We start from the raw sequence: 24,151 nt of genomic DNA on the forward strand, positions 1-24,151 counted from the left end.
CCGTGGGGCGAGAGGGGCGGGTCATCGCTTCATCCCGGTCGTGGCGATGCCCTCGATCAGCAGGCGCTGGAACACCAGGAACAGGATGAAGATCGGCAGGACGGTGAGCGTCGACATCGCAAAGAGCGCGCCCCAGTCCGATTGCCCGGCCGAGTCGACGAAGGTGCGCAGGCCGAGCTGGGCCGTGTATTTCTCGATGTCGTTCAGATAGATCAGCGGCGCGAAGAAATCGTCCCAGGTCCAGATGAAGGAGAACACCGCGGCGGTCGCCAGCACCGGCGTCGACAGCGGCAGGATCACCTTCAGGAAGATGCGCAGCGGCCCGCAGCCGTCCATCACCGCCGCCTCGTCGAGCTCACGCGGGATGCCGCGGAAGAACTGCACCATCAGGAAGACGAAGAAGGCGTCGACCGCGAGGAATTTCGGGATCGTCAGCGGCAGGATGGTGTTCACCCAGCCGAGCTTCAGGAACATGATGTATTGCGGGATCAGCACGGCATGCTGCGGCAGCATCAGCGTGCCCAGCATCATCGCGAACCAGAAGCCCCGGCCCCGGAAGCGCAGCCGCGTGAAGGCATAGGCCGCCATCGCGCAGGACATCACGTTGCCGATGACGACCAGCACCGCGATCAGCAGCGAGTTGAGGAAGAGCTGGCCGAAGCCGACGCTCAGCCCGTTCCAGCCGCGGCGATAGGCGTCCAAGGTCGGAGCTTGCGGGATCAGCGAGGTCGAATGGAAGATCTCGGAGTCCGGCCGCAGCGAGCTCGCCACCATCCAGAGCAGCGGATAGAGCAGCACGAAGGTCGCGGCGATGAGCAGCGCATAGGCGAAGGCGCGCCGCCAAGGCGAAGCGCTATCGGCCCGGCTCGCAGCGGCCGGCAGCGCGATGGCGGGAGCGCGGACCACCTCAGTCATCGTAATGGACCCAGTAGCGCGCCGACAGGAATGACAGCGCAGTGAAGGCCGCGATGATCAGCACCAGGATCCAGGCCAGTGCCGAGGCGTAGCCGAAGCGGAAGTTCGTGAAGGCCTCCTGGTAGAGATAGAGCGTGTAGAACAGCGTCGAGTCGATCGGCCCGCCGGTGCCGTCGCTGATCACGAAGGCCGAGGTGAAGGCCTTGAACGCGTCGATCGTCTGGATGACGGCGTTGAAGAAGATCACCGGCGTGAGCAGCGGCAGGGTGATCTTGAAAAACTGCCGGACGGGCTGGGCGCCGTCGATGCTGGCAGCTTCGTAGATGTCCTGCGGAATCTGGCGCAAGCCGGCGAGGAAGATGATCATCGACGAGCCGAACTGCCAGACCGCCAGCAGGACGAGCGTGTAGAGCGAGGTCGATGGATTGGCGATCCAGCTCGGCCCCTCATAGCCGAACAGCGCGTGCAGGGCCTGGTTGAGGAGCCCGTCGCCGGCGAAGACCTGGCGCCAAAGCACGGCGATCGCGACGCTGCCGCCGATCAGCGAGGGCAGGTAGAACACCGCCCGGAAGAAGGAGAGGCCGGCGAGCCCCTTGTTCAGCGCAACCGCGACGCCGAGGGCGAAGATCAGCTTGAGCGGTACCGACAGCAGCACGAAGGTGAAGGTCACCGTCATCGCGGTGACGAAGCGCGGATCGTCGGCGGCTATCCGGGTGTAGTTCTCGATGCCGACCCAGTTCGGTGCCGACAGGCCGCTATAATCGGTCAGCGACAGGTAGAACGACGCCGCGACGGGCCCCAGCGTGAGCAGCAGGAAGCCGAGCAGCCACGGCAGCAGGAAGCCATAGCCGGCGAAGTCGTCCCGCTGGACGGCGCGCACACTCGCTGCTGCCGCGTTCGGCATGGCTCCTCCCCAGGGCCTATCGATGTTGCCGAACGATAGGAAGGAAAAATATTGTCAGCAAGAGAAATTTTCGTTATTGACGAAATTAATTCGATAATGCGAAAAATGCTTGTCCATGGGAGGCAAGCGATGCGCATCGAGCCAAGCACCTATTTCTCGACGGTCGAGGCCGCCGCCGCCGCCAGGCGCGACACGCGGCCTCATCAGGAGGCACTGGAGCGCTGCGTCGCCAAATTGCGCCAGACCATGCCCGTGATCGGCCTGCGCAATCCCAAGATCGGCCTGCCCGACAACAGCTGGGTCTATTGCGGCCCCTATGACTGGGTGGTCAGCTTCCAGGCCGGGCAGCTCTGGCTGGCGCTGCAATTGACCGGGGATCCGGCCTTCCTCAATGCGGCGCGGGCACGGCGAGCGGTGTTCCGTGGCATCCTCGACTATCAGAATGCGCAGAATCACGACCTCGGCTTCCAGTTCTCGCTGAGCTGCGTCGCCGAATGGCTGATGACGGGAGATGCCGAGGCGCACGAGATGGCGCTCGCCGCGGCACGGCAGCTGGTCGGCCGCTACCGGCCCGACGGGCGCTACATCCAGGCCTGGAATGCCAGGCAGGTTCATTCCCAGCGCATGCAGGCCGAGTTCGCCAATGGCCGGATCATCGCCGACACCATGCAGAATCTCGCACTGCTCTACTGGGCGCATCGCGAGACCGGCCGGGCGGATTTCCGCGAGGCGGCCGATGCGCATGCGCAGACGACGCTCGACCATATCGTGCGGCCCGACGACAGCTCCTTCCACACCTTCGTCTTCGACATCGCGAGCGGCAGGCCGCTGCGCGGCGAGACCCATCAGGGCTATGCCAACGACTCCTGCTGGTCGCGCGGCCAGGCCTGGCTGATCCACGGCTTCGCGCAATCGGCCCTGACCACGGGCAATCCGGGCTATGCCGACGCGGCCCGGCGGCTCGCGGCCAAGGCCGAGGCGCTGATGGAGGGCGACGCCGTGCCGGCCTGGGACTTCGGCGCGCAGGACCAGCGCGGGACGCATCGCGACAGCTCAGCCGCCGCGATCATGGCGGCGGGCGTCTATCTCCTGGCCGACCAGTCCGAGCCCGAGGAGGCGGCGCGCTGGCGTGCGCTGGGCGACCGGCTGCTGGCCGGCCTGCTCGATCACTGCGACCTGACCCGCGATCCCCAGGCGCTCGGGCTCCTCGCCCATGGCGCCTCGCATGTCAGGGCCGGCTATGCCGATACGATGCTTCCCTATGGTGATTATTACTTTATGGAGGCGTTGATGCGCTCGCTCGGTCACGACCGGTTCTTCTGGTCGTGATGGGGCGTTTTTAGTCCCTGTTTCTCCCGTCATGGGAGCGGTCTGCAGAAGTGGCCCGGATGAGCGAAGACGAGACCCTGGCGCCGACCTTGCGCGACATCGCCGATGCGGCGGGCGTCTCGGTCGCCTCCGTCTCCAAGGTGCTGAATAATCGCGGCGGCGTCGGCGACGAGAGCCGCCGCCGGATCCTCGGCCTGGCGGAACAGCTGGGCTATCAGGGCAATCGCAGCGCCCGCTCGCTGCAGAAGGCCGGCGTCGACGGCGCGCTGCTGATCATCCCGGCCGAGGCCTATTCGAACTCGCAGTTCTACGAGGGCGTCGTCCAGAGCATCATCGCCGAGGCCGCGGCGAACTCGCTGAAGCTCGATGTCCGGCTGACCTCCCATGCCGATGGCCGGGTCATCGCCGAGCTCGACGAATTGCTCGCCGCCCGGCCGGGCGCGTTCATGGCCGTCGGCATGGACGACCCCGCCGTCATCGACAGGCTCGTCGGCTCGAAGCTACCGGCGGTGCTGGTCAACGGCATGGACCGCACGATGCGGCTCGATTGCGTGTTGCCCGACAACTGGAGCGCCGGCTGGCTGGCGACGCGCCGGCTGCTGGAGGCTGGCCACAGGCGCATCGTTCATGTGGCCTCGCGGCACCGGCTGTCGATGCAGCGCCGCCTCGAGGGCTTCAAGATGGCGATCGAGGAAGCCGGGATTGAATTCGACCCCAACAAGCACCTGATCGACCTGTTCCAGATGAAGGTCGAGCTGCCCCAGGCGCAGCGCGCCATCAGGCAAACCCTGCAGGATGGGCGCCTGGACGGTGTGACCGCGTTCTTCTGCGCGACCGATGTCGTTGCACTCAGCGTGATGCAGGGGCTGCAGAGCGAAGGAGTCCGGGTGCCCGACGACGTCTCCGTCATCGGCATCGACGACATCTCGATCGCGACCCACAGCCGCCCGCCCTTGACCACGATCCGGATCGATCGCGGCGAGCTCGGGCGGCTCGGCGTGCAATCGCTGATGCGCCGGATCGCCGAGCCGGAGGCCAGCGTCCTGCGCGTGAATATCGGCGTCAGGCTGATCGAGCGGGCGACCATCGGTCAGATCGCATCCGCGGAGTAGCTGCACCGGCCGAGGCATTTCGCTGCGGCGCGACGTGCTTCATCCAGGAAGAGGCTACTCCGCGAATAGCCTCGACGAGGTGCTTGGCGAGGTGGAACAGCCCCTTTCGGCTCCTGACCTCGAGGATGTCATGAAGCGCTTCGTCGTTCGGCCAGCAGCAAACGGATCGCCGCGGTCCAGGAGAAATGGCCGCCACCGAGTCCTTCGCCGGAGGTCGGGTCGAAATATTCGGCGATGCCGCCATCCCGCATCAGCGTCTGCGTGGCGACGTGGATCCGGCTGGCGAGCGCCGTGTGTCCGTAGCGCTCGAAGCCCTCGGCGATCATGAAGTTCACCACCGCCCAGACGGGGCCGCGCCAGTACCGCTTCGGCTCGAAACGGGGGTCGAGCGGCGAGGTGCTCGGCACCGGATAGGGCGCCCTGGCGAGCCAGCTTTCCAGTTCCTCGGCGAGGGCGGCGGCCTGCCCGGCTGCGGGGATGCCGGCGAACAGCGGCAGCAGGCCAGCCGAGGTCGAGGCTTCGACCGTCTTGCCCGTGCCGAGGTCGCACGCCTGGTAGATTCGCCGATCCTCCCTCCAGAGCCCAGCGAAGGCCGCAGCCCGGCGCGCCATCCGTGCCTCGATCCGGCTGCGCTCCGCGGCGCTGCCGAACTGCGCGGCCAGCACCAGCAGATCCTCTTCCGCCTTGTGCAGGATCGCGTTGGTCGCGACGTCGACGAGCTTGAAGGGCGAGGCCCGCCACATCGCCGCGGGCTCCCAGCCGAGCCCGGCATAGAGATCGACCAGTGCGATGAAGCGGCGATAGTCCTCGTCGCGCGGGCGCATATCGGCGCCGATATGCGAGGTGTCGCGACGCCGGATCGGCGTCGTCGGAGTGACCGTCAGGCGCGCCATCGCCTCGTCCCAGGCCGGGCTGTTGTCCATGCCGGATTCCCAGGGATGCAGGATGGCGACGAGGCCGGTCCCTTCGGGATCGCGGGCCTTCTCCCACCAGTCATGCGAGGCGAGAGCACAGCGATAGAGCCGGGCGGCGCGCACCTGTGCGTCAGGCCCCCGCGCGATCTCGAAGACGCGGCGCAGCGCCGTCGCGAAGACCGGCGGCTGGGTGATGCCCGAGGTCGGGATGGCATGACGGGTACGCCAGACGTCCGGCCCCGGGAAATAGTCGTCGCTCGGCGCATGGAAGACGATATGCGGCACCATGCCATCGTCCCATTGCCCTTCGACCAGCCGCTCCAGCTCGCGCCAGGCACGCTCCTCGTCGAAGGTCGCCCAGCCCATCGCGACGAAGGCCGAATCCCAATTCCACTGGAACGGGTAGAGCCGGTCGGTCGGGACCGTATAGCCGCCGCGGTCATTGGCGCGCAGGATGGCGCGGGCCGCCTCGATGTCGATCGTCGTCATGTCCTAATCCATCATTGCGTCGGGAGCGTCCGGCCGGTTGCCGGATCCATCCAGACCAGTCGTTTCGGGTCGGGCTTGAGGCCGATCCGCGTTCCAGGTTTGTGGCCGCTGCCGGCGGGAGCTGCGACGCGCAGCAGCGTCGAGCCGCTGCGGCCGGTGACGAGATCATGCGCGCCGAGCGGCTCGACCACCGCGATGTCGAAGGGCAGGCCCTCGCCAGGGGCGACGGGCATCAGGTCCTCGGCCCGGACGCCCATCAGCAGATCGCCGGAAGCCTTCGGCACCGGCAGGTTCGCACCCGCCAGCTCCAGCCGCGAATTCTCGACGGTGACCGGCAGGAAGTTCATCGGCGGGCTGCCGACGAAGCCGCCGACGAAGGTCGTCGCCGGGTGCTCATAAACCTCGGTTGGCCGGTCGATCTGCTCGATGCGCCCGCCATGCATCACCGCGATCCTATCGGCCAATCCCATCGCCTCGGTCTGGTCATGGGTGACGTAGATCGTCGTGGTCCTGGCCTCGCGCAGCACCGCCTTGAGCTCGGCGCGCATTTCGAGCCGCAGCAGCGCATCGAGATTGGAGAGTGGCTCGTCCATGAGCAGCACCGGCGGCTCGACCGCGAGCGCGCGGGCGACCGCGACGCGCTGGCGCTGTCCGCCCGAGAGCTTCGCCGGATAGCGGTCGAGATAGGGCGTGATGTGCAGGAGCTCGGCCGCCTTGCCGACCTGCGCCTTGATCCGCCCCTCGTCGGCGCCCTGCATGCGCAGCCCGAAGCCGACATTCTCGTAGACGGTCATATGCGGGAAGACGGCGTAGTTCTGGAACACCATGGCGAGCCCGCGCCGGCGCGTCGGCACGTCGGTGAGATCGCGGCCGCCAATGACGATGCGCCCGCTCGTCGCGCTCTCCAGCCCGGCGATGATCCGCAGCAGCGTGGTCTTGCCGCAGCCGGAGGGGCCGAGCAGGGCGACGAACTCGCCGTCGGCGACGGAAAGGTCGATCTGCTCCAGCGCCCGCGTCGCGCCGAAGGATTTGGCGATACCGTCGATGGTGATCTCGGCCATGTCGTTCCCGTCAGCGGTTGGTGATGCCCCACATCGCGAACAGGTATTTCCGGACCGCGAAGATGAAGGCGAGCGAGGGCAGGATCAGCAGGAAGCCGCCGGCGAAGCGGAAATGCAGCGGCGATTCCGCCAGCACCGTCAGCAGATAGGCGGTGAGCGTGCGGTTCTTCACCGAGAGCACCGAGGCGGCGAAGACCTCGTTCCAGGAGATGACGAAGGCGAAGATCGCCGCCGCGGCGATGCCGGGCAGAGCCAATGGCAGCACCACTTTGCGGAAAGCCTGCCAGCGGCTGCAGCCGAAGACCCAGGCGGCCTCTTCCAGCTCGCGCGGGATCGCCTGGAACAGACTGGCCGAGACCAGCGCGGCAAAGGGTAGTGCCAGCGCCGTATGGACCAGGCCGACGCCGAAGGCGGTGTCGTAGAGCCCGATGCGAATGAAGGCGACCGTCAGCGGCAGCGCCAGGATGGCGAGCGGGAAGGCGCGGGTCAGCAGGATCAGCAGGCGATAGGCGTTCTGGCCGCGGAAGGAGAAGCGCGCCAGCGCATAGCCGGCCGGTGCGCCAAGGCCGATCGAGAGCGCCATGCAGGTCAGCGCCGCAATGATGCTGTTGATCATTGCCGGCCAGACGCCTTCGACCGCGAGGAAGGTCTGCAGGGCGGCGAGCGAGGCATCGCCCGGCCAGAGCGATTTCGGCCAGCGGAAGACGCCGCTGCGGCCGCCGAAGGCGCCGAGCGCGATCAGCCAGATCGGCACCAGCACCCAGGCGCAAAGCGCGACGACGCCGGTCCAGAAGGCGGTGCGCTTCAGGCCGCTCATGGCTGCTGCTCCGCCGGCACGCGCAGCACCCGCAGGTAGATCGCCGTCGCGGCGAGCGAGATCACCACGATCAGCATCGCATAGGCGGCGGCGACGCCGGTGTTCTGGTTGGCGTTCTGCCAGGTGTAGGCCTCGCCGACCAGCACCGGGAAATTGGTGCCGCCGATGGCGTAGACCACCGCGAAGACCTCGAAGGCGAGCACGGTGCGCAGGATCAGCGCCGTCTGGATGCTGGGCTTGAGCAGCGGCAGGGTTATCAGGCGGAAGATCGTCCAGGGCCTGGCGCCGAAGACCTCGGCCGCCTCGCGATATTCCCTGGGGATGAGCTGCAGGCCGGCGACCAGGATAACCAGAACGATCGCTGTGGCGCGCCAGATCTCGGCCAGGACGACGCCAAGGAAGAGCGTGCCGGGGGTCTCATAGGTCAGCCAGGCGGTCGGCCCGTCGATCAGTCCGAGACCGTAGAGCGCGCTGTTGAGATAGCCGCGGTCCTGCAGGATCGCGAGCCAGACCAGGCCGGCGGCGAGATCGGAGACGCCGAGCGGGATCGTCCAGACCCAGAGCACGAGATCGCGCCCGCGGCCGATCTTCTCGATCATCACGCTCAGCCCAAGGGCGAGCGCGAGCTGGATCGGCACGACCACGAGGACGAGCAGGAAGGTGTTGCGCAGGGCCGGGCCGAAATTCAGGTCCGAGACCATGCGCCGGTAATTGCCGAGCGAAGCTGCTCCGCCTTCGCTGAAGGAGAGCGCAATCGTCTGCACCAGCGGCAGCAGGAAGATCGCCGCCAGGAAGACCAGCGACGGCGCCAGCAGCAGATAGGGGAGGGCTCGCGACTGTGCTCGCTTCATGGCGATCCCGACGGCAGCTCACGAAAGAGCGGAAAAAGCGGGCGGCCCGCAGGCCGCCCAGTGGGGAGGAAAGGTTCGGGTCAATTCACCGGGCAGGCGCCTTCGCTCGCCTTGTCCGGCGCCCAGCATGGCGCCTTGGTCGTCTCCATCAGCCCCTTGAGCACGGCGGCCTGCGCATCGAGCACCGCGCGCGGGTTCTCGCCGCGCAGCACGATGCGCTGGAAGCTGTCGGAGAAGACCTTGTTGAACTCGCCGCCCTTGTCGCCGAGCCCGATCGGCAGCAGCGCCGGCAGCGCATCCTTCGCGCCTTGCGTCTTGGCAACGCCCTCGGCGATCAGCTTGATGCCCGGCGGGAGATCGGCCGGCAGATCGGCCTTCACCACCGGGAAGAAGCCGACCTCGGCCGCGGTCTTCACCTGCGTCTCGGGCTTGGTCAGGTGCTCGATCACCGCAGCGGCTCCCGCCCGGTCGGGCGCGCCCTTCGGGATGGCGAGGCCGGCGATGACCGGCATGTAGCCACGCCCCTTCGGACCAGCCGGCGCCGGGAAGGTCACGTATTTGTCGGGCTCCTGCACCAGCGCGTCCTTGACGCGCGCGACATGGTCGAACGCCACCCAAACCTCGCCGGCCATCAGCGGCTCCTGCATGAAGTCGTAGCTGGTCGAGTTCGGATTGACGTACTGCCAGAGGCCCTTGAACTTGCCCCACATCGCCTCGGCCTCGGCCGAGCGGAACGGCGTCACCACCCCGCCGGTGAAGGAGGGGTAGAGATAGCCCTGGTAGAACCGCGGCATCAGCCCCTTCGGCCCGGCCGGGAAGCCGATCAGGCGCTTGCCGGTCTTCTCGGTCAGTGCCTTGCCCCAAGCTTCGAGCTGGTCATAGGTCAGAGCGTTGACGTCGGCCCCGGCCGGCAGCGAGGCGAGCGCCTCCTTGCGCGCGACCATGATGTAGGTCGCCTGCATCCAGGGGATGTAGACCTGTTTGCCGGTGCCGAGCTTGCCGAGCTCCATCAGCCCTTGCGGGATGCCGCGATCGGCCAGCTTCGCGGCGATATCATCGATCGGCTCGATATCGCCGGAGGTGACGAGCGGCTGCAGTTCGCCGTGCAGCGCGCCGGCGAGGCTGATCGTGCGCTTGCCGGCCTTGCCCTCGGCCTTCATGCGCACGTCGAATTGCGGCGGCTCCTCGACCAGATAGGCGACCTTGCCCGGCACGCCCTTGAGCAGCACCTGGCGGACCTTCTGCGCTTCCTCGACCGGCCGCAGCTGCGTCGACAGGAAGTTGACGTCCTGCGCGGCGGCGAGGCTCGCTGTGAGCAGGAATGCGCCGGCGCCGGCACTCGCAAGAATGGCTTTCATCATACCCTCCCTCTGCAGTCGTTTTCGCGCGGCCCGTGCCGGCCGCTTCAGTCCAGCTTTGGAAACTCAGGCTTCGCCGCTCGAACCTCGCGGCATCTGGCGCAGGTCGAGCACGGTCGAGAGTTCGCGCGGATCACCTCCGCCCATGCGGGCGAGGACCATGGCGGCGAGCCGCGCGCCGACCTCGGTTGGCGGCAGCTCCATGGTGGTCAGCCCCGGCCGGGCATAGGAAGCGGCGGGGATGTTGTCGTGGCCGGTGACGGCGATGTCGGAGCCGATCGCGAGCCCGGCCTCGGCGACGGCCTGCATCGCGCCGAGCGCCATCCGGTCGGTGGCGCAGGCAAGCGCCGTCGGCGGCCGCGGACCGGCCAGCAATTCGGCAGCGAGGCGGTGGCCGTCCGCCTCGGTCGGCTCGCCTTCGACGAAGAGCTGCTGCGCCGCCTCGTCGAGGCCGCCTTCCGTCATCGCCTGCCGCCAACCTGCTGCACGCAGCGTCGCGAAGGTGAGATAGGACGGTGCCGACAGATGCGCGATCCGGCGATGCCCGAGCCCGATCAGACGCGTCGTCAGCGCCTTGAAGCCGGCCTGCCCATCACCGTCGACGAAGGCGTAAGGCCGCTTCGTCTCGGTCCGGCCATGGCAGATGAAGGGAACGCCCTTCGCCTCGAGATAGGCGACACGCTCGTCCTTGCGGCGGGTGCGGGCGAGGATGAAAGCGTCGGCACGGCCACTCTCCACCAGCCGGCGATAGGTCGCCATCTCTTCCAGGCCGGGGCGGGCCGCGAGCAGGATCAGGTCGTGCTGCTCCGCCGCGAGCTTTTCCCCGATCGCCGCCAGCAGCTCTGCAAAGACCGGCTCGTGAAAATGTCCGGGCTGGGCCGGCATGACGAAGGCGACCGTCTCGCCGGTGCCCTTGCGCAGGCGCCGGGCGGCGCTGTGCGGGCGGTAATTGGCCTCGCGCGCCGCATGCCGGACGCGCTCGCGCGTCGCCGGCGCGACGTCCGGATAATCGTCGAGAGCCCGCGACACCGTGGTGATCGAGAGCCCGAGATGCTTTGCCAGGGCCTTGAGAGAGCTCAAAACGGGTCTCCAAAACGTTTTGGAAACTTATTGGGCCGTGAACGGGAGTCAAGATGCCGCTCAGCCCTTGCATCTCGGCTACTCAGGTGATGCGGCTATCGTCATCGCGCCGCGGAAGACCGCCCGCCATCCCTCGGGGACGGTAGCGCGTGGTCTTCCGCGGCGAGCCGATCGATCGAGGGCGCTAGAGCGTATTGGCGACAGCATCCACGGCGCGCCGCGTCGCATCGACGACCTGGTCGGCCTCGGCCCGCGTCAGGCAGAGCGGCGGTGCGAAGCCGAGGATGTCGCCCTGCGGCATGGCGCGGGCGACGACGCCCTGATCCAGCAAAGCGGCGGCGATGCGCGGGCCGACCTTCTGCGAGGCGTCGAAGAAAACGCGGTCATCCCGATCGCGGACGAACTCGACTGCCGCCAGCAGGCCCTCGCCACGGACCTCGCCGACATAGGCGTGTCTGCCGACGGCTTCCTTGAGCGCCGCGTTGAAATAGGCGCCAACCTCGCCGGCATTGCGCACGAGATCGAGCTCGTCGACCAGCTCGAGATTGGCGACGCCGGCGGCTGCACAGAGCGGATGCGAGGAATAGGTCCAGCCATGGCCGATCGGGCCGTATTCGTCCGAGCCCTGTTCCAGCACGCGCCAGAGCTTTTCCGAGACGATGACGCCGGAGAGCGGCGCATAGGCCGAGGTCAGGCCCTTGGCGATGGTGATGAGGTCGGGCTCGATGCCGTAGTGGTCGGAGCCGAACATGCTGCCGAGACGGCCGAAGCCGGTGACGACCTCGTCGGCGATCAGCAGGATGTCGTACTTCCTGAGCACCGCCTGGATCTTCGCCCAATAGCCGGCGGGCGGCGGCACGATGCCGCCGGTGCCGAGCACCGGCTCGCCGATGAAGGCGGCGATCGTCTCCGGTCCCTCGGCCTGGATCAGTTCCTCCAGCTTGTCGGCGCAGTGCTGCGAGAATTGCTCCTCGCTCATGCTGCGATCGGCGCGGCGGTAGTAATAGGGCGCCTCGGTGTGCAGCACCGGCGCCTTCGGCAGGTCGAACAGGTTGTGGAAGGCGGCAAGGCCGGTGAGGCTGCCGGTCATCACGCCGGAGCCGTGATAGCCGCGCCAGCGCGAGATGATCTTCTTCTTCTCCGGCCGCTTCAGGACGTTATTATAGTACCAGACCAGCTTGAGATTGGTCTCGTTGGCGTCCGAGCCCGAGAGCCCGAAGAAGACGCGGCTCATGCCCTTGGGCGCCCGCTCAACCACCATCTTGGCGAGCCTGATCGAGGGTTCGGAGCCATGGCCGACATAGGCGTGGTAGTAGGGCAGCTTCGCTGCCTGCTCGGCGATCGCATCGGTGATCGATTTCCGGCCATAGCCGACATTGACGCAATAGAGCCCGGCGAAAGCGTCGAGGCTGCGCTTGCCGTCGCGGTCGACGATGTAGACGCCCTCGCCGCCGGCGATGATCCGGTTCGGCGTCTCGCCGCGGGCGTGCTGGCCCATATGCGTCGAGGGATGGAAGAAGTGGTCGCGGTCCCAGGCGTCCAGTTCGTTGTCGGTGCGGGCGGGCTGGTCGAGCATCGCATTCATCCTGATGAGAAGGAGAGGGGTGCCTCAGTTCAGGTCGAGGCAGACATATTTGAGGTCGGTGAAGGCCTCGAGGCCGTGGCGCGAGCCCTCGCGGCCGAGGCCGGATTGCTTCACCCCGCCGAACGGGATCGGTGCGCCGGTGATCTTGACGCGGTTGACCGCGACCATGCCGTAGTCGAGCGCTTTGGCGAGGCGGGCGGCGCGGGCGCCGTCGCGGGTCACGACATAGGCGACGAGGCCGTATTCGGTGTCGTTGGCGCGGGCGATCACCTCGTCCTCGCTGTCGAAGGGAGCGATGGCGGCGACCGGCGCGAAGGTCTCCTCGCGCATGATCAGCGCCTCGTCCGGGACATCGGCGAGGACGGTCGGCACCAGGAAGAGCGGGCCGGGCATGGCGCGCTCCGGCGTCAGCCGCCTTGCGCCGCGCGCCAGCGCATCGACGATCTGCGCTTCGGCCTTGCGCTTGGCAGCGGCGTGCATCAGCGGCCCGATCTCGACACCGTCCTCCAGGCCTGAGCCGACCCGTAGCGCCGCGGTCTTCTCGCCGAAGGCGGCGGAGAAGCGCTCGTAGAGGCGGCGCTGCACATAGATCCGGTTGGCCGCGAGGCAGTCCTGGCCGGAGGTCGCGAATTTGGCGTCGATCGCAATCGCGACGGCGCGGTCGAGGTCGGCATCGTCGAAGACGATCAGCGGGGCATGGCCGCCGAGCTCCATAACCACGCGCTTGACGGTCGCGGCCGCATTGCGGGCGACGATCCGGCCGATCTCGGTCGAGCCGGTGAAGCTGACGGCACGCACCCGCGTATCGGCGCAATAGGTCTCGGCGATCGGCGCGGCCTCGCCGGTGACGACGTTGAAGACGCCGGCCGGCAGTCCGGCGCGGTCGGCGAGCTCGGCCAGGGCCAGCGCCGAGAGCGGGGTATGCGAGGAGGGGTGGGCGACGATTGTGCAGCCGGCGGCGAGCGCGGCGGCGGCCTTGCGCGTCAGCATGGCGGAGGGGAAGTTCCAGGGGGTCAGCAAGGCGGCGACGCCGACCGGTTCGCGCGACAGCGACATCTGCGCACCCGGCAGGTGGCTGGTGACGCCCTCGGCATTCACCCGCAGCGCTTCCTCTGCGTAATAGGCGATGAAGTCGGCGGCATAGGCGATCTCGCCGCGCGATTCCGCCAGCGGCTTGCCCTGCTCCAGCGTCATCAGCAGCGCGAGATCCTCCGCTGCCGCCAGCATCGCGGCATGCCAGCGCCGCAGCAGCTCGGCGCGCTCTTGTGGCAGCAGCGCTTTCCAGGCCGGGAAGGCTCTGTGAGCCGCGTCGATCGCCTGCGTCGCTTCGCTCGCGCCCAGCGCAGCGACCTGTGCGACGAGGGCGCCGGTGGCGGGATCGGTCACCGGGAAGGTCTCGCCGTCCGGCGCAGCGGTCCAGCGCCCGCCGATATAGGAAAGCTGCCGAAGCAGGCGGCGATCCGTCAGGCGCGACAGGCCGGGATGCTCCGGCGGCTTGGCGATCGCGGTTTCGCGTCTTGCCGTGCTCGTCATTGCGTTCATGACCATCCTCCCTCGGTTGACGACGAGGCTAGGCGGAACACTGGCGAGACTGTCTTCGAAGTGCCGGCTGCGCACCGAGACAATCTCGGAAGTTCGGGGCGGCGCCGATAGATCGTCGGCGCGGCTTCAGCCCAGCACCGAGGCCAGGAATTCGCGGGTACGCGGCTGCTCGGGCGCGCTGAAGATGCGCTCCGGCTCGCCCTGCTCGCAGATGCGGCCCTTGTCGAAGAAGCAGACCCGGTCGGAGACTTCGCGGGCGAAGCGCATCTCATGGGTGACGAGCAGCATGGTGAGATCGTGCTCGCTGGCGAGGCCGCGGATGACCGAGAGCACCTCGCCGACAAGCTGCGGGTCGAGCGCCGAGGTCGGCTCGTCGAAGAGCAGCACGCGCGGACGCATAGCGAGCGCCCGGGCGATGGCGACGCGCTGCTGCTGGCCGCCGGAGAGCTGGGCGGGATAGTGATCCTTCTTGTCGGCGAGGCCGACCATGGCGAGCAGGTCGACGGCCCGGCATTCGGCCTCGCCGCGCGGCAGGCCGAGCACGCGCAGCGGCGCCTCGACGACATTGCGCAGTACGGTCATGTGCGGGAACAGGTTGAAGCTCTGGAAGACCATGCCGACATGGCTGCGGATCTGGCGCAGATGCCCGTCCGAGGCTTTGAACGGTCCGCCGGCATTCGGCTCGTGATAGGGCATGCCGGCGAGCGTCAGCCGGCCCTCCTGGAACGGCTCCAGCGTCATTAGGATGCGCAGCACCGTCGACTTGCCCGAGCCCGACGGGCCGATCAGCGTGACCTTCTCGCCGCGGGCGACGCTGAAGTTGAAATCGTCGAGCACGGTCAGTGCGCCGAAGCGCTTGGTCACGCCGGCGAACTCGATGATGGGCGCCTGGGAGGTCTCGGTCATCGCAGCGGGATCCCTGCTTTCGGCAGCGCCTTCTGCAGCCGGTGCAGGCCGGCCGAGCAGATCAGCGTGAGGAGGAGGAAGATCAGGCCGACCAGCGTCAGCGGCACGAGATACTCGAAGGTGCGCTCGCCGATCATGTTGGCGAGGCCCATCATCTCGAGCACGGTGACGACGGAGAGCACCGGCGTCTCCTTGATCATGGCGACGAGATAATTGCCCATCGCCGGCAGGATGCGCGGCACGATCTGCGGCACGACGATGTCGCGATAGGTCTGCAGCCGGGAGAGGTTCAGCGCGGTCGCCGCCTCCCATTGCCCGCGCGGCACGGCCTCGATGCCGCCGCGATAGACCTCGGAGGTATAGGCCGAATATTGCAGCCCGAGCGCGAGCGCCCCGGTCAGGAAGGCCGGCAGCGTGATGCCGTAATCCGGCAGCACGTAATACAGGAAGAAGAGCTGCACCAAGAGCGGCGTGTCGCGCAGGAACTCGACGACGATCGCCGTCGTCCAGGATACCGCCGTGAAGCGGCTGCGCCGCAGCAGGGCGAAGACCAGGCCAAGCACCAGCGCGATCGCAAAGCCGGCCGCGGCAGCCTGCAGTGTCACGGTGAGCCCGACCAGGATGATCGGCAGGATCGAGGACGCGTAGGTCAGTGGCGTCGTCGTATCCCATTCGAAGCCGTACATCATGCGCGGCTCCTCACGAGTGCGCCGCGCGCGGGAAGGCCGCGCCGCGCCGGACCAGCCGCTCGATCAGCCGCATGATCAGCATCAGCACCAGCGACATCGCGAAATAGCCGGCCAGCGTCAGGCTGTAGACGCCAGCGCTGTCGAGGGTGAGGTTGCGGATCGACTGCGCCCGAAAGGTCAGGTCGGCGATCGAGATCAACGAGACCAGCGAGGACAGCTTCAAGGTCTCGATGGCGAGATTGCCGAAGGCCGGCATCATCTCGACCAGCGCCTGCGGCAAAGTAATGTGGAGAAGCGTCTGGGCGCGGCCGAAATTCAGCGCCCGCGCCGCTTCATGCTGCTGGACGGAGACCGACTGCAAGGCGCCGCGCACGATCTCCGAGCCATAGGCGCCGACATGCAGCGAGAGCACCAGGATGCCGGTGGCGACCGGTTCGAAGCTGATCCCGACGAGCGGCAGGGCGTAATAGAACCAGAACAGCTGGACGAGCAGCGACGTCCCGCGAAAGAGCTCGGTGTAGCAAAGCGCGACCAGCGACAGCACGCGCCCGCCCTCGACGCGGGCGATGCCGGCCGCGAAGGCCGCGACGGCGCCGATCGCGATCGCCGCCAAGGTGATGCCGGCGGTGATCAGCGCGCCACGCGACAAGGCGGGCAGATAGGACAGCCACTCCATCCGGTAGGCTCCGCAACGAGGTTGAACAGGCGTGGAACTCCGCCCGCCGTCAGGGCGGGCGGAGCGATGTCTGTCAGAAACCTATTTTCCGGCGCAGAGATCCTCGACCTTGCGATCCGCCGCCGCCTTGATGCTGGCGTCCGAGAGCCCGTAGGTGCCGAGGATCTTCTTGTAGTCGTCGGTCTTGCGGAACTCGACCAGCGCGGCGTTGAAGGCGTCGCGCAGTTCCTTGTCCTCCGGCCGGAAGGCGAAGCCGCCGAAATTGCGGACGGGCTTGCCATTGACGACAGGATCGGTGAAGGGCGCGACCTGCTCGACATTGGCTTGGCCCTTGGCGAGCGAGGCGACGGTGAGCTCGGTCGCGGCATAGGCATCGGCGCGGCTCTGCACGGTGGCGAGCGCGTCGGCGTTGGCAGTGATGAAGATCACCTGGCTGTCCTTGACGCCGACGGCGCGCAGGAAGTCGATATTGTTGGCGCCGGAGACGACCGCGACCTTCAGCGACGGGTCCTTGGCGATGTCGGCATAGGTCGTCAGCTTCTTCGGATTGCCCTTCTTCACCAGCAGGCCCTCGCCATAGGAGGAGTTCGGCTCGGTGAAGGAGACCTGCTTGCAGCGCTCCGGCGAGATGTTCTGCTCGGCTGCGACGAAGTCGAAGCGCTTGGCCTTGAGGCCGGGGATCAGCGTGCCGAAAGGCGTCACCGACCAATTGGCCTCGGCGACGCCGAGCTTCTTCAGCACGGCATTGGCGACGTCGGGACCGATGCCGGCCGAAGTGCCGTCATCCTTCATGTAGGAATAGGGCACCTCATTGGCGGTCGCGACGCGGATATAGCCCTGGTCCTTGACGTCCTTGGGCGTGGTGGCCCCGGCGGCGGCAAGGCCGGCGGCGAGAGCAATGGCGGAAAAGCCCGCGATCTTCGAAAACGGCATCTGCAATTCTCCTCTGGTTGATGTTTCTCCGCATGCCGATTGCTTCGGCTTCTCTGGCGTCTTCGCGCCGGCGGTTGGCTTGGACCGGTCGCCCGGCCGAACGGGTCAGGGCGCCTCCGTCAGCACGGCAAGCACCGAGAGGCAGTCGCCCGCCTTGATCAGCCCGGGGACGTGGCGGGCGGCGAGCACGCCATCCATGGCGGCCTGGTATTCAGCCGGCGCGAGCCCGGTCTTCCCAACCGGATAGACCCGGGCAATCACCTCGCCGGCGCGCACGGGCTCGCCGAGGTCGTGCTCGAAGACGATCAGCCCGTCGTCCTGCGCGAAGGTGAAGCAATCGGCCGAGGGCATGTCGAGCCAGCTTGTCTGCGCTGTCTCAGGCGCGCCGGCGAGGATGCCGGCATGCCTCAGCAGATTGTTGGCGCCGCGCCGGGCGATGCCGATGCTGCGCGCGCTGGCGGTTCCGGCGCCGCCGAGCTCGGTCGTGACGAAGACCTTGCCCATCGCCTCGACGGTGGTGTCGAGCATGCCGACGGCGTCGATCTCCAGCATCTTCATCGAGTAGGGCGCGGAGAAGGCGGCGACCGCCGCAAAGCAGCGCGCCTCCTGCGCCTTGTCCGGCAGCTCATGCGCCGCGGCATAGGGCAGGAAGTCGAGCGTCTTTCCGCCCGAATGGAAGTCGAGGACGATGTCGGCCAGCGGCACGAGATGGCGCGTGACGTAGTCGGCGATCTTCTCGGTGATAGTGCCGTCCGGGCGACCCGGAAAGCTACGGTTCATGTTGCCCTTGTCGATGGGCGAGGTCCGCGTCCCGGCGCAGAAGGCGGGATAGTTCAGCGCCGGCAGAATGATCACCCGGCCCGTGACATGGGCCGGACCAAGGGTCCGGGCCAGCTCGAACAGCGCCGCCGGCCCCTCGTATTCGTCGCCATGGTTGGCGCCGGTCAGCAGCGCCGTCGGCCCGTCGCCGTTCGCGATCACGCAGATCGGGATCATCACCGAGCCCCAGGCGCTGTCGTCGCGGCTATAGGGCAGGCGCAGATGGCCGTGCTGGACGCCCTGCGCCGCGAGGTCGATCGTCGGCGTCAGTGGCGAGGGGCGGGGCGAGGCGGTCAGCATCGCCTCAACCCTTGACGAAGAGCTGGCGCGGCACGTTCGACAGGCATTCGACGCCGCTCTCAGTGATCGCGATGCTCTCGGTGATCTCGAGGCCCATATCCTCGAGCCAGAGGCCGGTCATAAAATGGAAGGTCATGCCGGGCTTGAGCTCGGTCCGGTCGCCCGGCCGCAGGCTCATCGTGCGCTCGCCCCAGTCGGGCGGATAGGACAGGCCGATCGGGTAGCCGGTGCGGTTGTCCTTGATGATCCCGTATTTCTTCAGCACCGCGAAGAAGGCGTTGGCGATGTCCTCGCAGGCGTTGCCCGGCTTTGCCGCGGCGAGCCCGGCCTCCATACCTTCGAGCGTCGCCTTCTCGGCGTCGAGGAAAGCCTGCGTCGGCTTGCCGAGGAAGACGGTGCGCGAGAGCGGGCAATGATAGCGCCTGTAGGCGCCCGCGATCTCGAAGAAGGTGCCTTCGCCCGGGCGCATCGGCTTGTCGTCCCAGGTCAGATGCGGGGCGGAGGCGTCGGCGCCCGAGGGCAGCAGCGGCACGATCGCCGGATAGTCGCCGCCGAACTCGGCCGTGCCGCGAATGCCGGCATCGTAGATCTCAGCGACGAGGTCGCATTTGCGCATGCCGGGTTCGACGACCTCGACGATGCGCTGGTGCATCAACTCGACGATGCGGCCAGCCTTGCGCATATAGTCGAGCTCGGTCGCGCTCTTGACCGCACGCTGCCAGTTCACCAGCCCGGCGGCGTCCTTGAAACGGGCGTTCGGCAGATGCTTTTGCAGCGAGGCGAAGGCTGCCGCCGAGAAGTAGTAATTGTCCATCTCGACCGCGATCGAGAGCCTGTCCCAGCCGCGCTCGGCGATGATCTGCGCCAGCAGATCCATCGGATGGCGCTCGCTCGACTGAACATAATGGTCGGGATAGCCGATGATGTTGTCGTGGCCGAGCCAGGCGGTGCGCTTGGCGCCGTTGGCATCCTGCTTGCGGCCATACCAGATCGGCTCGCCGGTCGGCGGCACCAGCACGCATTGGTGGACGTAGAACGACCAGCCATCATAGCCGGTGAGCCAATGCATGTTCGAGGGGTCGGTGACGACCATCAGCTCGATGCCGGCCCGCTCCATCGCGGCGCGGGTCTTGGCGAGGCGCTCGGCATATTCCTTGCGGGTGAAGTTCAGGGTCACGGTCACGCGGCATCTCCCGCTTCGGCTTTGGTGTCCATGGTCTGCCCGGCGCCGGCATTGCGGGCGCGGGCGGCGGCGAGATTGGCGATCGCAGTGTCCTGCACCCCGGTGCCGGTCAGGTCGGCGAGGGTGATCTCGTCGGCACTTGTCCGGCCGGGGCGTTGGCCAGCGATGACCTCGCCGAGCTCGGCGAAATTCTGATCGGGCGTAGCAAGACCGGCTCGGATCGCATGGGCGAGCTCGCCGAGGCGGCGCGTCTGCGAGAGGCGGTCGGCGACATAGCTCGCGCGGGCGAAGAGGGCCGGGTCGATCTCGTTCTTGTGCTCGCTGTCGGAGCCCATGGCGGTGACGTGCTGACCGGGTTCGAGCCAGTCTGCCATCAGGATCGGCTGTTCGGCCGGCGTCGTTGTGACGATGACATCGGCGCCGCGCACGGCCGCCTCCGGATCGGCGACGGCGGTGACGGGAAAGCCGAGCTTGCGGGAGAGCTCGCTCGCGGCCTCGTTCGCCTTCTGCGCATCGCGGGCCCAGATCCGCGCCTCGCGGATCGGCCGCACCAGCGCCAAGGTTTCGAGCTGGAGCCGCGCCTGCATGCCGGCGCCGAAGATCGTGGCGACCGCGGCATCGGGCCGGGCGAGATGGCGCGCCGCGACGGCTCCGGCCGCAGCTGTCCTGACATCGGTGAGATAGCCATTGTCGAGGAGCAGCGCCTCGACCAGCCCGGTCCGGGCGCTGAACAGGATCATCAACCCGTTGAGGCTGGGCAGGCCGAGCTTGGGATTGTCGAAGAAGCCGGGGCTGATCTTGATCGCGAAGCCGTCGAGGCCCGGCACATAGGCGGTCTTCACATCGACCTCGCCGCGGTGCTCGGGAATGTCGAGCCGCAGGATCGGCGGCACCGCGACCGGCTTGGTCGCGAGCGCGGCGAAGGCCTCCTCGACACAGGCGACGGCGCTCAGGTCGAGTCCGACGATGCGGCGCAGTTCTGCTTCGGTGAGGACGAGCATGCGGCTCATGCAGTGGCTCCGGAGACGATGCGCCGGTGCACGGCCCCGTCGATGTTGCGGCCTGACAGGATGAGCGCCGTCGGGCCTTGCGGTGCGACCTTGCCGGTGAGCAAAGCGGCGATGCCGACCGCGCCGGCGCCCTCGACGACCTCGTTCTCGACAAGCGCGGCATGGCGGATGCCGGCCGCGATCTCGGCCTCGTTAAGCAGCACGACCTCATCGATGAGGTCCCGGCACAGGGCGAAGGTGACACGGTTGGAAAGGCCGATGCCGCCGCCGAGCGAGTCCGCCAGCGTTTCCTCTTCGACCACCTCGACCGGGCGGCCGGCCGCGATCGCTGCAGCCATCGCGGCGCCGCGCTCCATCGAGATGCCGATAATCCGGGCGGAGGGCCGCAGCGCCTTGACCGCGACCGCAATGCCGGCCGCCAGCCCGCCGCCCGAGAGCGGGATCAGCACGCAGGAGAGATCGGGCAGGTCCTCGACCAGTTCGAGCCCGATCGTGCCCTGGCCGGCGACGACCTCGGGATCATCGAAGGGCGGGATCTGGGTGAGGCCCTGTTCCGCGACCAGTCGCTCGACCTCGATCTGCGCATCATCCTGCGAGCGGCCGACGATGCGGACCTCGGCGTCCAGCGCGCGGATCGCCTCGACCTTGTTCGCCGGCACCAGAGCCGACATGCAGATAGTGGCGCGAAGGTTGAGTTCGCGGGCGGTGTAGGCGATCGCGCGGCCATGATTGCCGGTCGATGCGGTCACCAGCCCGCGCCGGCGCTGGTCCTCGGTCAGTGCCATCACTGCGTTCATCGCGCCGCGCAGCTTGAAGGCGCCGATCGGCTGCCGGGTTTCAAGCTTGAGATGGACAGGCCGACCGCAGAGGCGGCTGAGGGACGGGGAGGCGACGAGCGGCGTGCGCTCGACCCGGCCGGCGATGCGCGCCGCGGCGGCTTCGATCGCGGGCAGCGCGACGACGGCCGGTCGGGCGGCCGGTCGATCTGCCTCGGCAGTGAAAAGACGCGGTTTGGTCACCGTCATGTCTCCCTCGCTTGTCATGCTGCGAGGGAGAAAATTTCATGTCAATTACTATATTGTCATGATTCAATTATGTTGGGCGTGCGCCAAAGCCGGCAATGACATGGCAAACGGGCCCGTTCGCCGCCCCCCTCAGCCGATCGCGCCGATATCGAAGACCGGCGGAAGCTGTTCGAAAGTCTGGCCTATTGCTGTCAGCGTCCGGGCCAGCAGCTCATGGCTCATCCGCCCCCCAAGGCAGATGCGGATGCCGCCACCATGGCTGGGGCCGGCCACGAAGGGGTCTGACGGCGTCACGGCAATGCGACGGTCGGCGAGGGAGCGCACCAGGCTGTCCTCGGTCCAATGCGCGGGCACCTTGAGCCAGGCGCAGAGCGAGAGCGGATGGCTCGAGGCAACATGGCTCCCGAGCATCTCCGCTACGATGCGCTGGCGTGCCTTCGCTTCCTCGCGCTGGACGGTGAGCAGCCTTTGCGCCGTGCCGTCCTCGACCCAGCGCGTCGCGATCTCGGCCGGCAGATAGGTGCCGCTCCAGCTCGTCACGCGCAGGATCGAGGCGGCGCGGATCGAGTATTGCGGTGGCACGACCAGATAGCCGACGCGCAGGCCGGTCAGCACCGTCTTGGTGAAGCTGGTGAGGAAGAAGCCGAGATCGGGCAGCATCGCGGTGATCGCCGGCAGCGGCCCGGGGATGAGCGGCTTGTAGACCTCGTCCTCGACGACGAAGACACCATGGCGCTGCGCGATCTCGGCGATGGCGCGGCGGCGCTCGGGACCGGCGACATGGCTGGTCGGATTGTTGAGCGTCGGGATCAGGACGAGCGCCCGCACGCCACCGGCACGGCAGGCGGCCTCGAACGCATCGGGGCGGATACCCTCCTCGTCGGTCGGCAGGCCCTTGAGGCTGAAACCGAGGATATTGGCGAGGCCAATGACGCCATGGTCGGTCAGGTTCTCGGTCAGAACGAGGTCGCCGGCGCGGACGACGCAGGTCAGAGCCAGGAAGAGCGCATGGGCGGCGCCATTGGTGATCAGCACGCGCTCAACGGATGTCTCGACGCCAAGCGGCTCGAGCCAGAGGCGCGCCGCTTCGCGATGGCGGTCGAGGCCCGCGATCGGCCGGCACGGCCGCATGAAGGCGCTGGTGTCGCCCTCGGCCAGCGTCGCCAGTGCCTGGCGCGAGGCCGCCTCATGCGCATCGAGATAGACGCCGCGCACGATCGAGAGATCGACGACCTCGGTCGGGCTGCGGTCGAGCATCAACCGCCCGGCCTGCTCGGTGACGCGGCTCTTCACGAAGGTTCCGCGCCCGACCTCGCCGCTGAGATAGCCGAGGCGCTCGGCCTCCTTGTAGCTCAGGCTGACCGTCTGGACGGAGATGCCGAGCTCGCGGGCGAGGTCGCGATGGGTCGGCATCCGATCCATCGGCTTCAGGAGGCCGGCGTCAATATCGGCGATGATGCGCTCGGTCAGCGCGGCATGCTTGGTCGCGCCCTTCTGCTTCGTCAGGACCGGGTGCCATTCGACGGTTTTCTCCACAATCGGGGAAAGCCTGTTGCCGGAAGGCCGTTCGGCTTGACGGAACATGGGATTGTCTCGTTCTTAGGAAGCAACAATCATGACATTATGCACGCGCGGTCACCGAAGATGAAGCTCGATCCGATCGACCTGAAGATCGTCGCGGCCCTGCAGCGCGACGGCCGCATGACCAAACTCAAGCTCGCCGAGACGGTGGCCTTGTCGCCGGCAGCCTGTTGGGAGCGGCTGCGCCGGATGGAGGAAGCCGGCGTGATCAAGGGCTATACCGCCATCGTCGATCTGGAGCCCGACGCGCCGCGGACGACGGTGATCGTCGAGATCAGCCTGAAGAGCCACCAGCAGACGGATTTCCGCCGCTTCGAGGAGGCGGTTGCAAAGGAGCCGGCGATCGTCGCCTGCGATGCCACCGGCGGCGGCATCGACTACATCATGCGCGTGGTTACGCCCGACATCGACAGCTATCAGCGGCTGATCGATAGGCTGCTCGATCCTGCGACCGGGATCGAGCGCTACTATACCTATGTCGTGACCAAAAACATCCCGACTGCCAACATCAATTCCCGCGCATAGCCACACGTTACCTGGGTAACGGCAGAAGTGACGATCGGCTTCTATGTGACTGGCGGCGCCGACTTCGTCCTCATGGTTGCAGCGCGAAAAGGAGAGTTACGAGCAATTCACGCGCCGCTTCTTCTGCGAAATGTCGATATCAGGAGTTTCAAGACGATCGTCGTCATGGACCGCGTCAAGGCAGGCTTCTCGCTGCCGTTGCCGAGCAGTTGAGCTTCACGCGCGCTGCCGAGCGACTCGGCATTACGCCTTACTCCCTGGGGGCGACGCGAGAATCTACCCAACGGGGCGCCTAAATTTTCTGGGCAGACGCTCCGGAGAGAAGGACACGGCGCCTTCAAAGCGCCGAAATACCGGCCATTTCGACCGGTTCTGCGTTGAGCGCTGAAGCTGGGAGACTAGATGGCGGACAGGGCGTCCGTCGAACTTCCATTCGGAGGAGTTCAACGTAAGTCTCAATCTCCTGATTTTGTAACGGCTTGTTACATGTTTTGATCGCCCTTTGCCGCCTTGGCACGCCTCAATCCGCGTTTTATGTTGGGGCGGA

General features: G+C 67.3%; 23 protein-coding genes and 1 pseudogene. 5 read left to right on the forward strand and 19 right to left on the reverse strand.

Features of this window, described 5'->3' with window-relative positions; all coding sequences use genetic code 11:
* Window positions 1-21 precede the first annotated feature (21 nt).
* Both AC3WLC_RS09890 and AC3WLC_RS09895 read right to left on the reverse strand, forming a co-directional pair.
* Entirely contained in the window at window positions 22-774 is a 753-nt protein-coding gene (locus AC3WLC_RS09890) for a carbohydrate ABC transporter permease (protein WP_493684527.1), read from the reverse strand.
* A 133-nt stretch (window positions 775-907) separates the two neighbouring features.
* Window positions 908-1,819, reverse strand: a complete 912-nt coding sequence (locus AC3WLC_RS09895; protein ID WP_493683763.1) for a carbohydrate ABC transporter permease — start codon at window positions 1,817-1,819, stop codon at window positions 908-910.
* Between the two features lie 129 nt (window positions 1,820-1,948).
* Between AC3WLC_RS09895 and AC3WLC_RS09900 the strand changes: the two genes are divergently transcribed.
* Both AC3WLC_RS09900 and AC3WLC_RS09905 read left to right on the forward strand, forming a co-directional pair.
* Window positions 1,949-3,148 carry a hypothetical protein gene (locus AC3WLC_RS09900; RefSeq protein WP_493683765.1) on the forward strand — a complete coding sequence of 400 codons (1,200 nt, stop codon included), beginning with the start codon at window positions 1,949-1,951 and terminating at the stop codon, window positions 3,146-3,148.
* Window positions 3,149-3,207: 59 nt separating this feature from the next.
* Window positions 3,208-4,260, forward strand: a complete 1,053-nt coding sequence (locus AC3WLC_RS09905; protein WP_493683766.1) for a LacI family DNA-binding transcriptional regulator — start codon at window positions 3,208-3,210, stop codon at window positions 4,258-4,260.
* A 128-nt stretch (window positions 4,261-4,388) separates the two neighbouring features.
* Here AC3WLC_RS09905 and AC3WLC_RS09910 read toward each other — a convergent pair whose 3' ends face one another.
* The 17 genes from AC3WLC_RS09910 to ehuR form a co-directional block, all read right to left on the reverse strand.
* Window positions 4,389-5,663: an MGH1-like glycoside hydrolase domain-containing protein gene (locus AC3WLC_RS09910; protein ID WP_493683767.1), complete on the reverse strand. Its 1,275-nt coding sequence runs from the start codon at window positions 5,661-5,663 to the stop codon at window positions 4,389-4,391.
* Window positions 5,664-5,674: 11 nt separating this feature from the next.
* Window positions 5,675-6,724 (reverse strand): ABC transporter ATP-binding protein, encoded by a 1,050-nt coding sequence (locus tag AC3WLC_RS09915; RefSeq protein ID WP_493683768.1) that lies wholly within the window; start codon window positions 6,722-6,724, stop codon window positions 5,675-5,677.
* A gap of 10 nt (window positions 6,725-6,734) precedes the next feature.
* Window positions 6,735-7,541, reverse strand: coding sequence for a carbohydrate ABC transporter permease (locus tag AC3WLC_RS09920; protein WP_493683769.1), 807 nt, complete (start codon window positions 7,539-7,541; stop codon window positions 6,735-6,737).
* Window positions 7,538-8,392 (reverse strand): carbohydrate ABC transporter permease, encoded by an 855-nt coding sequence (locus tag AC3WLC_RS09925; RefSeq protein ID WP_493683770.1) that lies wholly within the window; start codon window positions 8,390-8,392, stop codon window positions 7,538-7,540. The genes AC3WLC_RS09920 and AC3WLC_RS09925 overlap by 4 nt, the downstream gene beginning before the upstream one ends.
* 80 nt (window positions 8,393-8,472) lie before the next feature.
* The gene (locus AC3WLC_RS09930; protein ID WP_493683772.1) at window positions 8,473-9,753 is read right to left on the reverse strand and encodes an ABC transporter substrate-binding protein; all 1,281 of its coding nucleotides are present in this window, start codon (window positions 9,751-9,753) and stop codon (window positions 8,473-8,475) included.
* A gap of 63 nt (window positions 9,754-9,816) precedes the next feature.
* On the reverse strand, window positions 9,817-10,830 hold the full coding sequence (locus AC3WLC_RS09935; protein ID WP_493683773.1) for a substrate-binding domain-containing protein: 1,014 nt from the start codon (window positions 10,828-10,830) through the stop codon (window positions 9,817-9,819).
* A gap of 184 nt (window positions 10,831-11,014) precedes the next feature.
* Complete coding sequence (locus tag AC3WLC_RS09940) at window positions 11,015-12,406, reverse strand: aspartate aminotransferase family protein (protein ID WP_493683774.1); 1,392 nt, start codon at window positions 12,404-12,406, stop codon at window positions 11,015-11,017.
* A 33-nt stretch (window positions 12,407-12,439) separates the two neighbouring features.
* Window positions 12,440-13,948 (reverse strand): NAD-dependent succinate-semialdehyde dehydrogenase, encoded by a 1,509-nt coding sequence (locus AC3WLC_RS09945; protein ID WP_493684528.1) that lies wholly within the window; start codon window positions 13,946-13,948, stop codon window positions 12,440-12,442.
* A 135-nt stretch (window positions 13,949-14,083) separates the two neighbouring features.
* Window positions 14,084-14,863 (reverse strand): ectoine/hydroxyectoine ABC transporter ATP-binding protein EhuA, encoded by a 780-nt coding sequence (gene ehuA, locus AC3WLC_RS09950; RefSeq protein ID WP_493683775.1) that lies wholly within the window; start codon window positions 14,861-14,863, stop codon window positions 14,084-14,086.
* Window positions 14,860-15,552, reverse strand: a complete 693-nt coding sequence (gene ehuD, locus AC3WLC_RS09955) for an ectoine/hydroxyectoine ABC transporter permease subunit EhuD (RefSeq protein ID WP_493683776.1) — start codon at window positions 15,550-15,552, stop codon at window positions 14,860-14,862. The genes ehuA and ehuD overlap by 4 nt, the downstream gene beginning before the upstream one ends.
* A 10-nt stretch (window positions 15,553-15,562) precedes the next feature.
* On the reverse strand, window positions 15,563-16,228 hold the full coding sequence (ehuC, locus tag AC3WLC_RS09960) for an ectoine/hydroxyectoine ABC transporter permease subunit EhuC (RefSeq protein WP_493683777.1): 666 nt from the start codon (window positions 16,226-16,228) through the stop codon (window positions 15,563-15,565).
* Window positions 16,229-16,309: 81 nt separating this feature from the next.
* Window positions 16,310-17,161 carry an ectoine/hydroxyectoine ABC transporter substrate-binding protein EhuB gene (gene ehuB / locus AC3WLC_RS09965; RefSeq protein WP_493683778.1) on the reverse strand — a complete coding sequence of 284 codons (852 nt, stop codon included), beginning with the start codon at window positions 17,159-17,161 and terminating at the stop codon, window positions 16,310-16,312.
* A gap of 105 nt (window positions 17,162-17,266) precedes the next feature.
* Window positions 17,267-18,280, reverse strand: a complete 1,014-nt coding sequence (gene doeB / locus AC3WLC_RS09970; protein WP_493683779.1) for a N(2)-acetyl-L-2,4-diaminobutanoate deacetylase DoeB — start codon at window positions 18,278-18,280, stop codon at window positions 17,267-17,269.
* Window positions 18,281-18,284: 4 nt separating this feature from the next.
* Entirely contained in the window at window positions 18,285-19,463 is a 1,179-nt protein-coding gene (gene doeA, locus AC3WLC_RS09975; RefSeq protein WP_493683780.1) for an ectoine hydrolase DoeA, read from the reverse strand.
* Entirely contained in the window at window positions 19,460-20,473 is a 1,014-nt protein-coding gene (gene eutC / locus AC3WLC_RS09980; RefSeq protein ID WP_493683781.1) for an ectoine utilization protein EutC, read from the reverse strand. The genes doeA and eutC overlap by 4 nt, the downstream gene beginning before the upstream one ends.
* The gene (eutB, locus tag AC3WLC_RS09985) at window positions 20,470-21,498 is read right to left on the reverse strand and encodes a hydroxyectoine utilization dehydratase EutB (protein ID WP_493683782.1); all 1,029 of its coding nucleotides are present in this window, start codon (window positions 21,496-21,498) and stop codon (window positions 20,470-20,472) included. Before eutB ends, eutC begins: the two co-directional genes overlap by 4 nt.
* Before the next feature lie 129 nt (window positions 21,499-21,627).
* On the reverse strand, window positions 21,628-23,004 hold the full coding sequence (ehuR, locus tag AC3WLC_RS09990) for a MocR-like ectoine utilization transcription factor EhuR (protein WP_493684529.1): 1,377 nt from the start codon (window positions 23,002-23,004) through the stop codon (window positions 21,628-21,630).
* Here ehuR and AC3WLC_RS09995 point away from each other — a divergent pair.
* The 3 genes and pseudogenes from AC3WLC_RS09995 to AC3WLC_RS10005 all read left to right on the forward strand — a co-directional run bounded on the left by AC3WLC_RS09995 (window position 22,900) and on the right by AC3WLC_RS10005 (window position 23,900).
* The gene (locus AC3WLC_RS09995) at window positions 22,900-23,604 is read left to right on the forward strand and encodes an Lrp/AsnC family transcriptional regulator (RefSeq protein ID WP_493683783.1); all 705 of its coding nucleotides are present in this window, start codon (window positions 22,900-22,902) and stop codon (window positions 23,602-23,604) included. The genes ehuR and AC3WLC_RS09995 overlap by 105 nt on opposite strands.
* 18 nt (window positions 23,605-23,622) lie before the next feature.
* Window positions 23,623-23,817, forward strand: a pseudogene (locus tag AC3WLC_RS10000) (Lrp/AsnC ligand binding domain-containing protein); the annotation flags it as partial.
* Window positions 23,814-23,900: a hypothetical protein gene (locus tag AC3WLC_RS10005; RefSeq protein ID WP_493684530.1), complete on the forward strand. Its 87-nt coding sequence runs from the start codon at window positions 23,814-23,816 to the stop codon at window positions 23,898-23,900. The pseudogene AC3WLC_RS10000 and the gene AC3WLC_RS10005, both read left to right, overlap by 4 nt.
* Window positions 23,901-24,151 lie beyond the last annotated feature (251 nt).

The organism is Allobosea sp. GW821-FHT03A12 (genome assembly GCF_058986765.1).

Excerpts from the sequence above, each read along its gene's own strand:
- AC3WLC_RS09995 (WP_493683783.1), top strand. The coding sequence starts at position 22,900 with ATGGGTCGGCATCCGATCCATCGGCTTCAGGAGGCCGGCGTCAATATC.
- AC3WLC_RS09900 (WP_493683765.1), top strand. The coding sequence starts at position 1,949 with ATGCGCATCGAGCCAAGCACCTATTTCTCGACGGTCGAGGCCGCCGCC.
- AC3WLC_RS09890 (WP_493684527.1), bottom strand. The coding sequence starts at position 774 with ATGGTGGCGAGCTCGCTGCGGCCGGACTCCGAGATCTTCCATTCGACC.
- ehuA (WP_493683775.1), bottom strand. The coding sequence starts at position 14,863 with ATGACCGAGACCTCCCAGGCGCCCATCATCGAGTTCGCCGGCGTGACC.
- eutC (WP_493683781.1), bottom strand. The coding sequence starts at position 20,473 with ATGAGCCGCATGCTCGTCCTCACCGAAGCAGAACTGCGCCGCATCGTC.
- AC3WLC_RS09910 (WP_493683767.1), bottom strand. The coding sequence starts at position 5,663 with ATGACGACGATCGACATCGAGGCGGCCCGCGCCATCCTGCGCGCCAAT.
- ehuB (WP_493683778.1), bottom strand. The coding sequence starts at position 17,161 with ATGCCGTTTTCGAAGATCGCGGGCTTTTCCGCCATTGCTCTCGCCGCC.
- AC3WLC_RS09905 (WP_493683766.1), top strand. The coding sequence starts at position 3,208 with ATGAGCGAAGACGAGACCCTGGCGCCGACCTTGCGCGACATCGCCGAT.
- eutB (WP_493683782.1), bottom strand. The coding sequence starts at position 21,498 with ATGACGGTGACCAAACCGCGTCTTTTCACTGCCGAGGCAGATCGACCG.
- ehuC (WP_493683777.1), bottom strand. The coding sequence starts at position 16,228 with ATGGAGTGGCTGTCCTATCTGCCCGCCTTGTCGCGTGGCGCGCTGATC.
- AC3WLC_RS09940 (WP_493683774.1), bottom strand. The coding sequence starts at position 12,406 with ATGCTCGACCAGCCCGCCCGCACCGACAACGAACTGGACGCCTGGGAC.
- AC3WLC_RS09945 (WP_493684528.1), bottom strand. The coding sequence starts at position 13,948 with ATGACGAGCACGGCAAGACGCGAAACCGCGATCGCCAAGCCGCCGGAG.
- AC3WLC_RS09925 (WP_493683770.1), bottom strand. The coding sequence starts at position 8,392 with ATGAAGCGAGCACAGTCGCGAGCCCTCCCCTATCTGCTGCTGGCGCCG.
- AC3WLC_RS09915 (WP_493683768.1), bottom strand. The coding sequence starts at position 6,724 with ATGGCCGAGATCACCATCGACGGTATCGCCAAATCCTTCGGCGCGACG.
- ehuD (WP_493683776.1), bottom strand. The coding sequence starts at position 15,552 with ATGATGTACGGCTTCGAATGGGATACGACGACGCCACTGACCTACGCG.
- AC3WLC_RS09930 (WP_493683772.1), bottom strand. The coding sequence starts at position 9,753 with ATGATGAAAGCCATTCTTGCGAGTGCCGGCGCCGGCGCATTCCTGCTC.
- AC3WLC_RS09920 (WP_493683769.1), bottom strand. The coding sequence starts at position 7,541 with ATGAGCGGCCTGAAGCGCACCGCCTTCTGGACCGGCGTCGTCGCGCTT.
- AC3WLC_RS09895 (WP_493683763.1), bottom strand. The coding sequence starts at position 1,819 with ATGCCGAACGCGGCAGCAGCGAGTGTGCGCGCCGTCCAGCGGGACGAC.
- doeB (WP_493683779.1), bottom strand. The coding sequence starts at position 18,280 with ATGCTGACCGCCTCGCCCCGCCCCTCGCCACTGACGCCGACGATCGAC.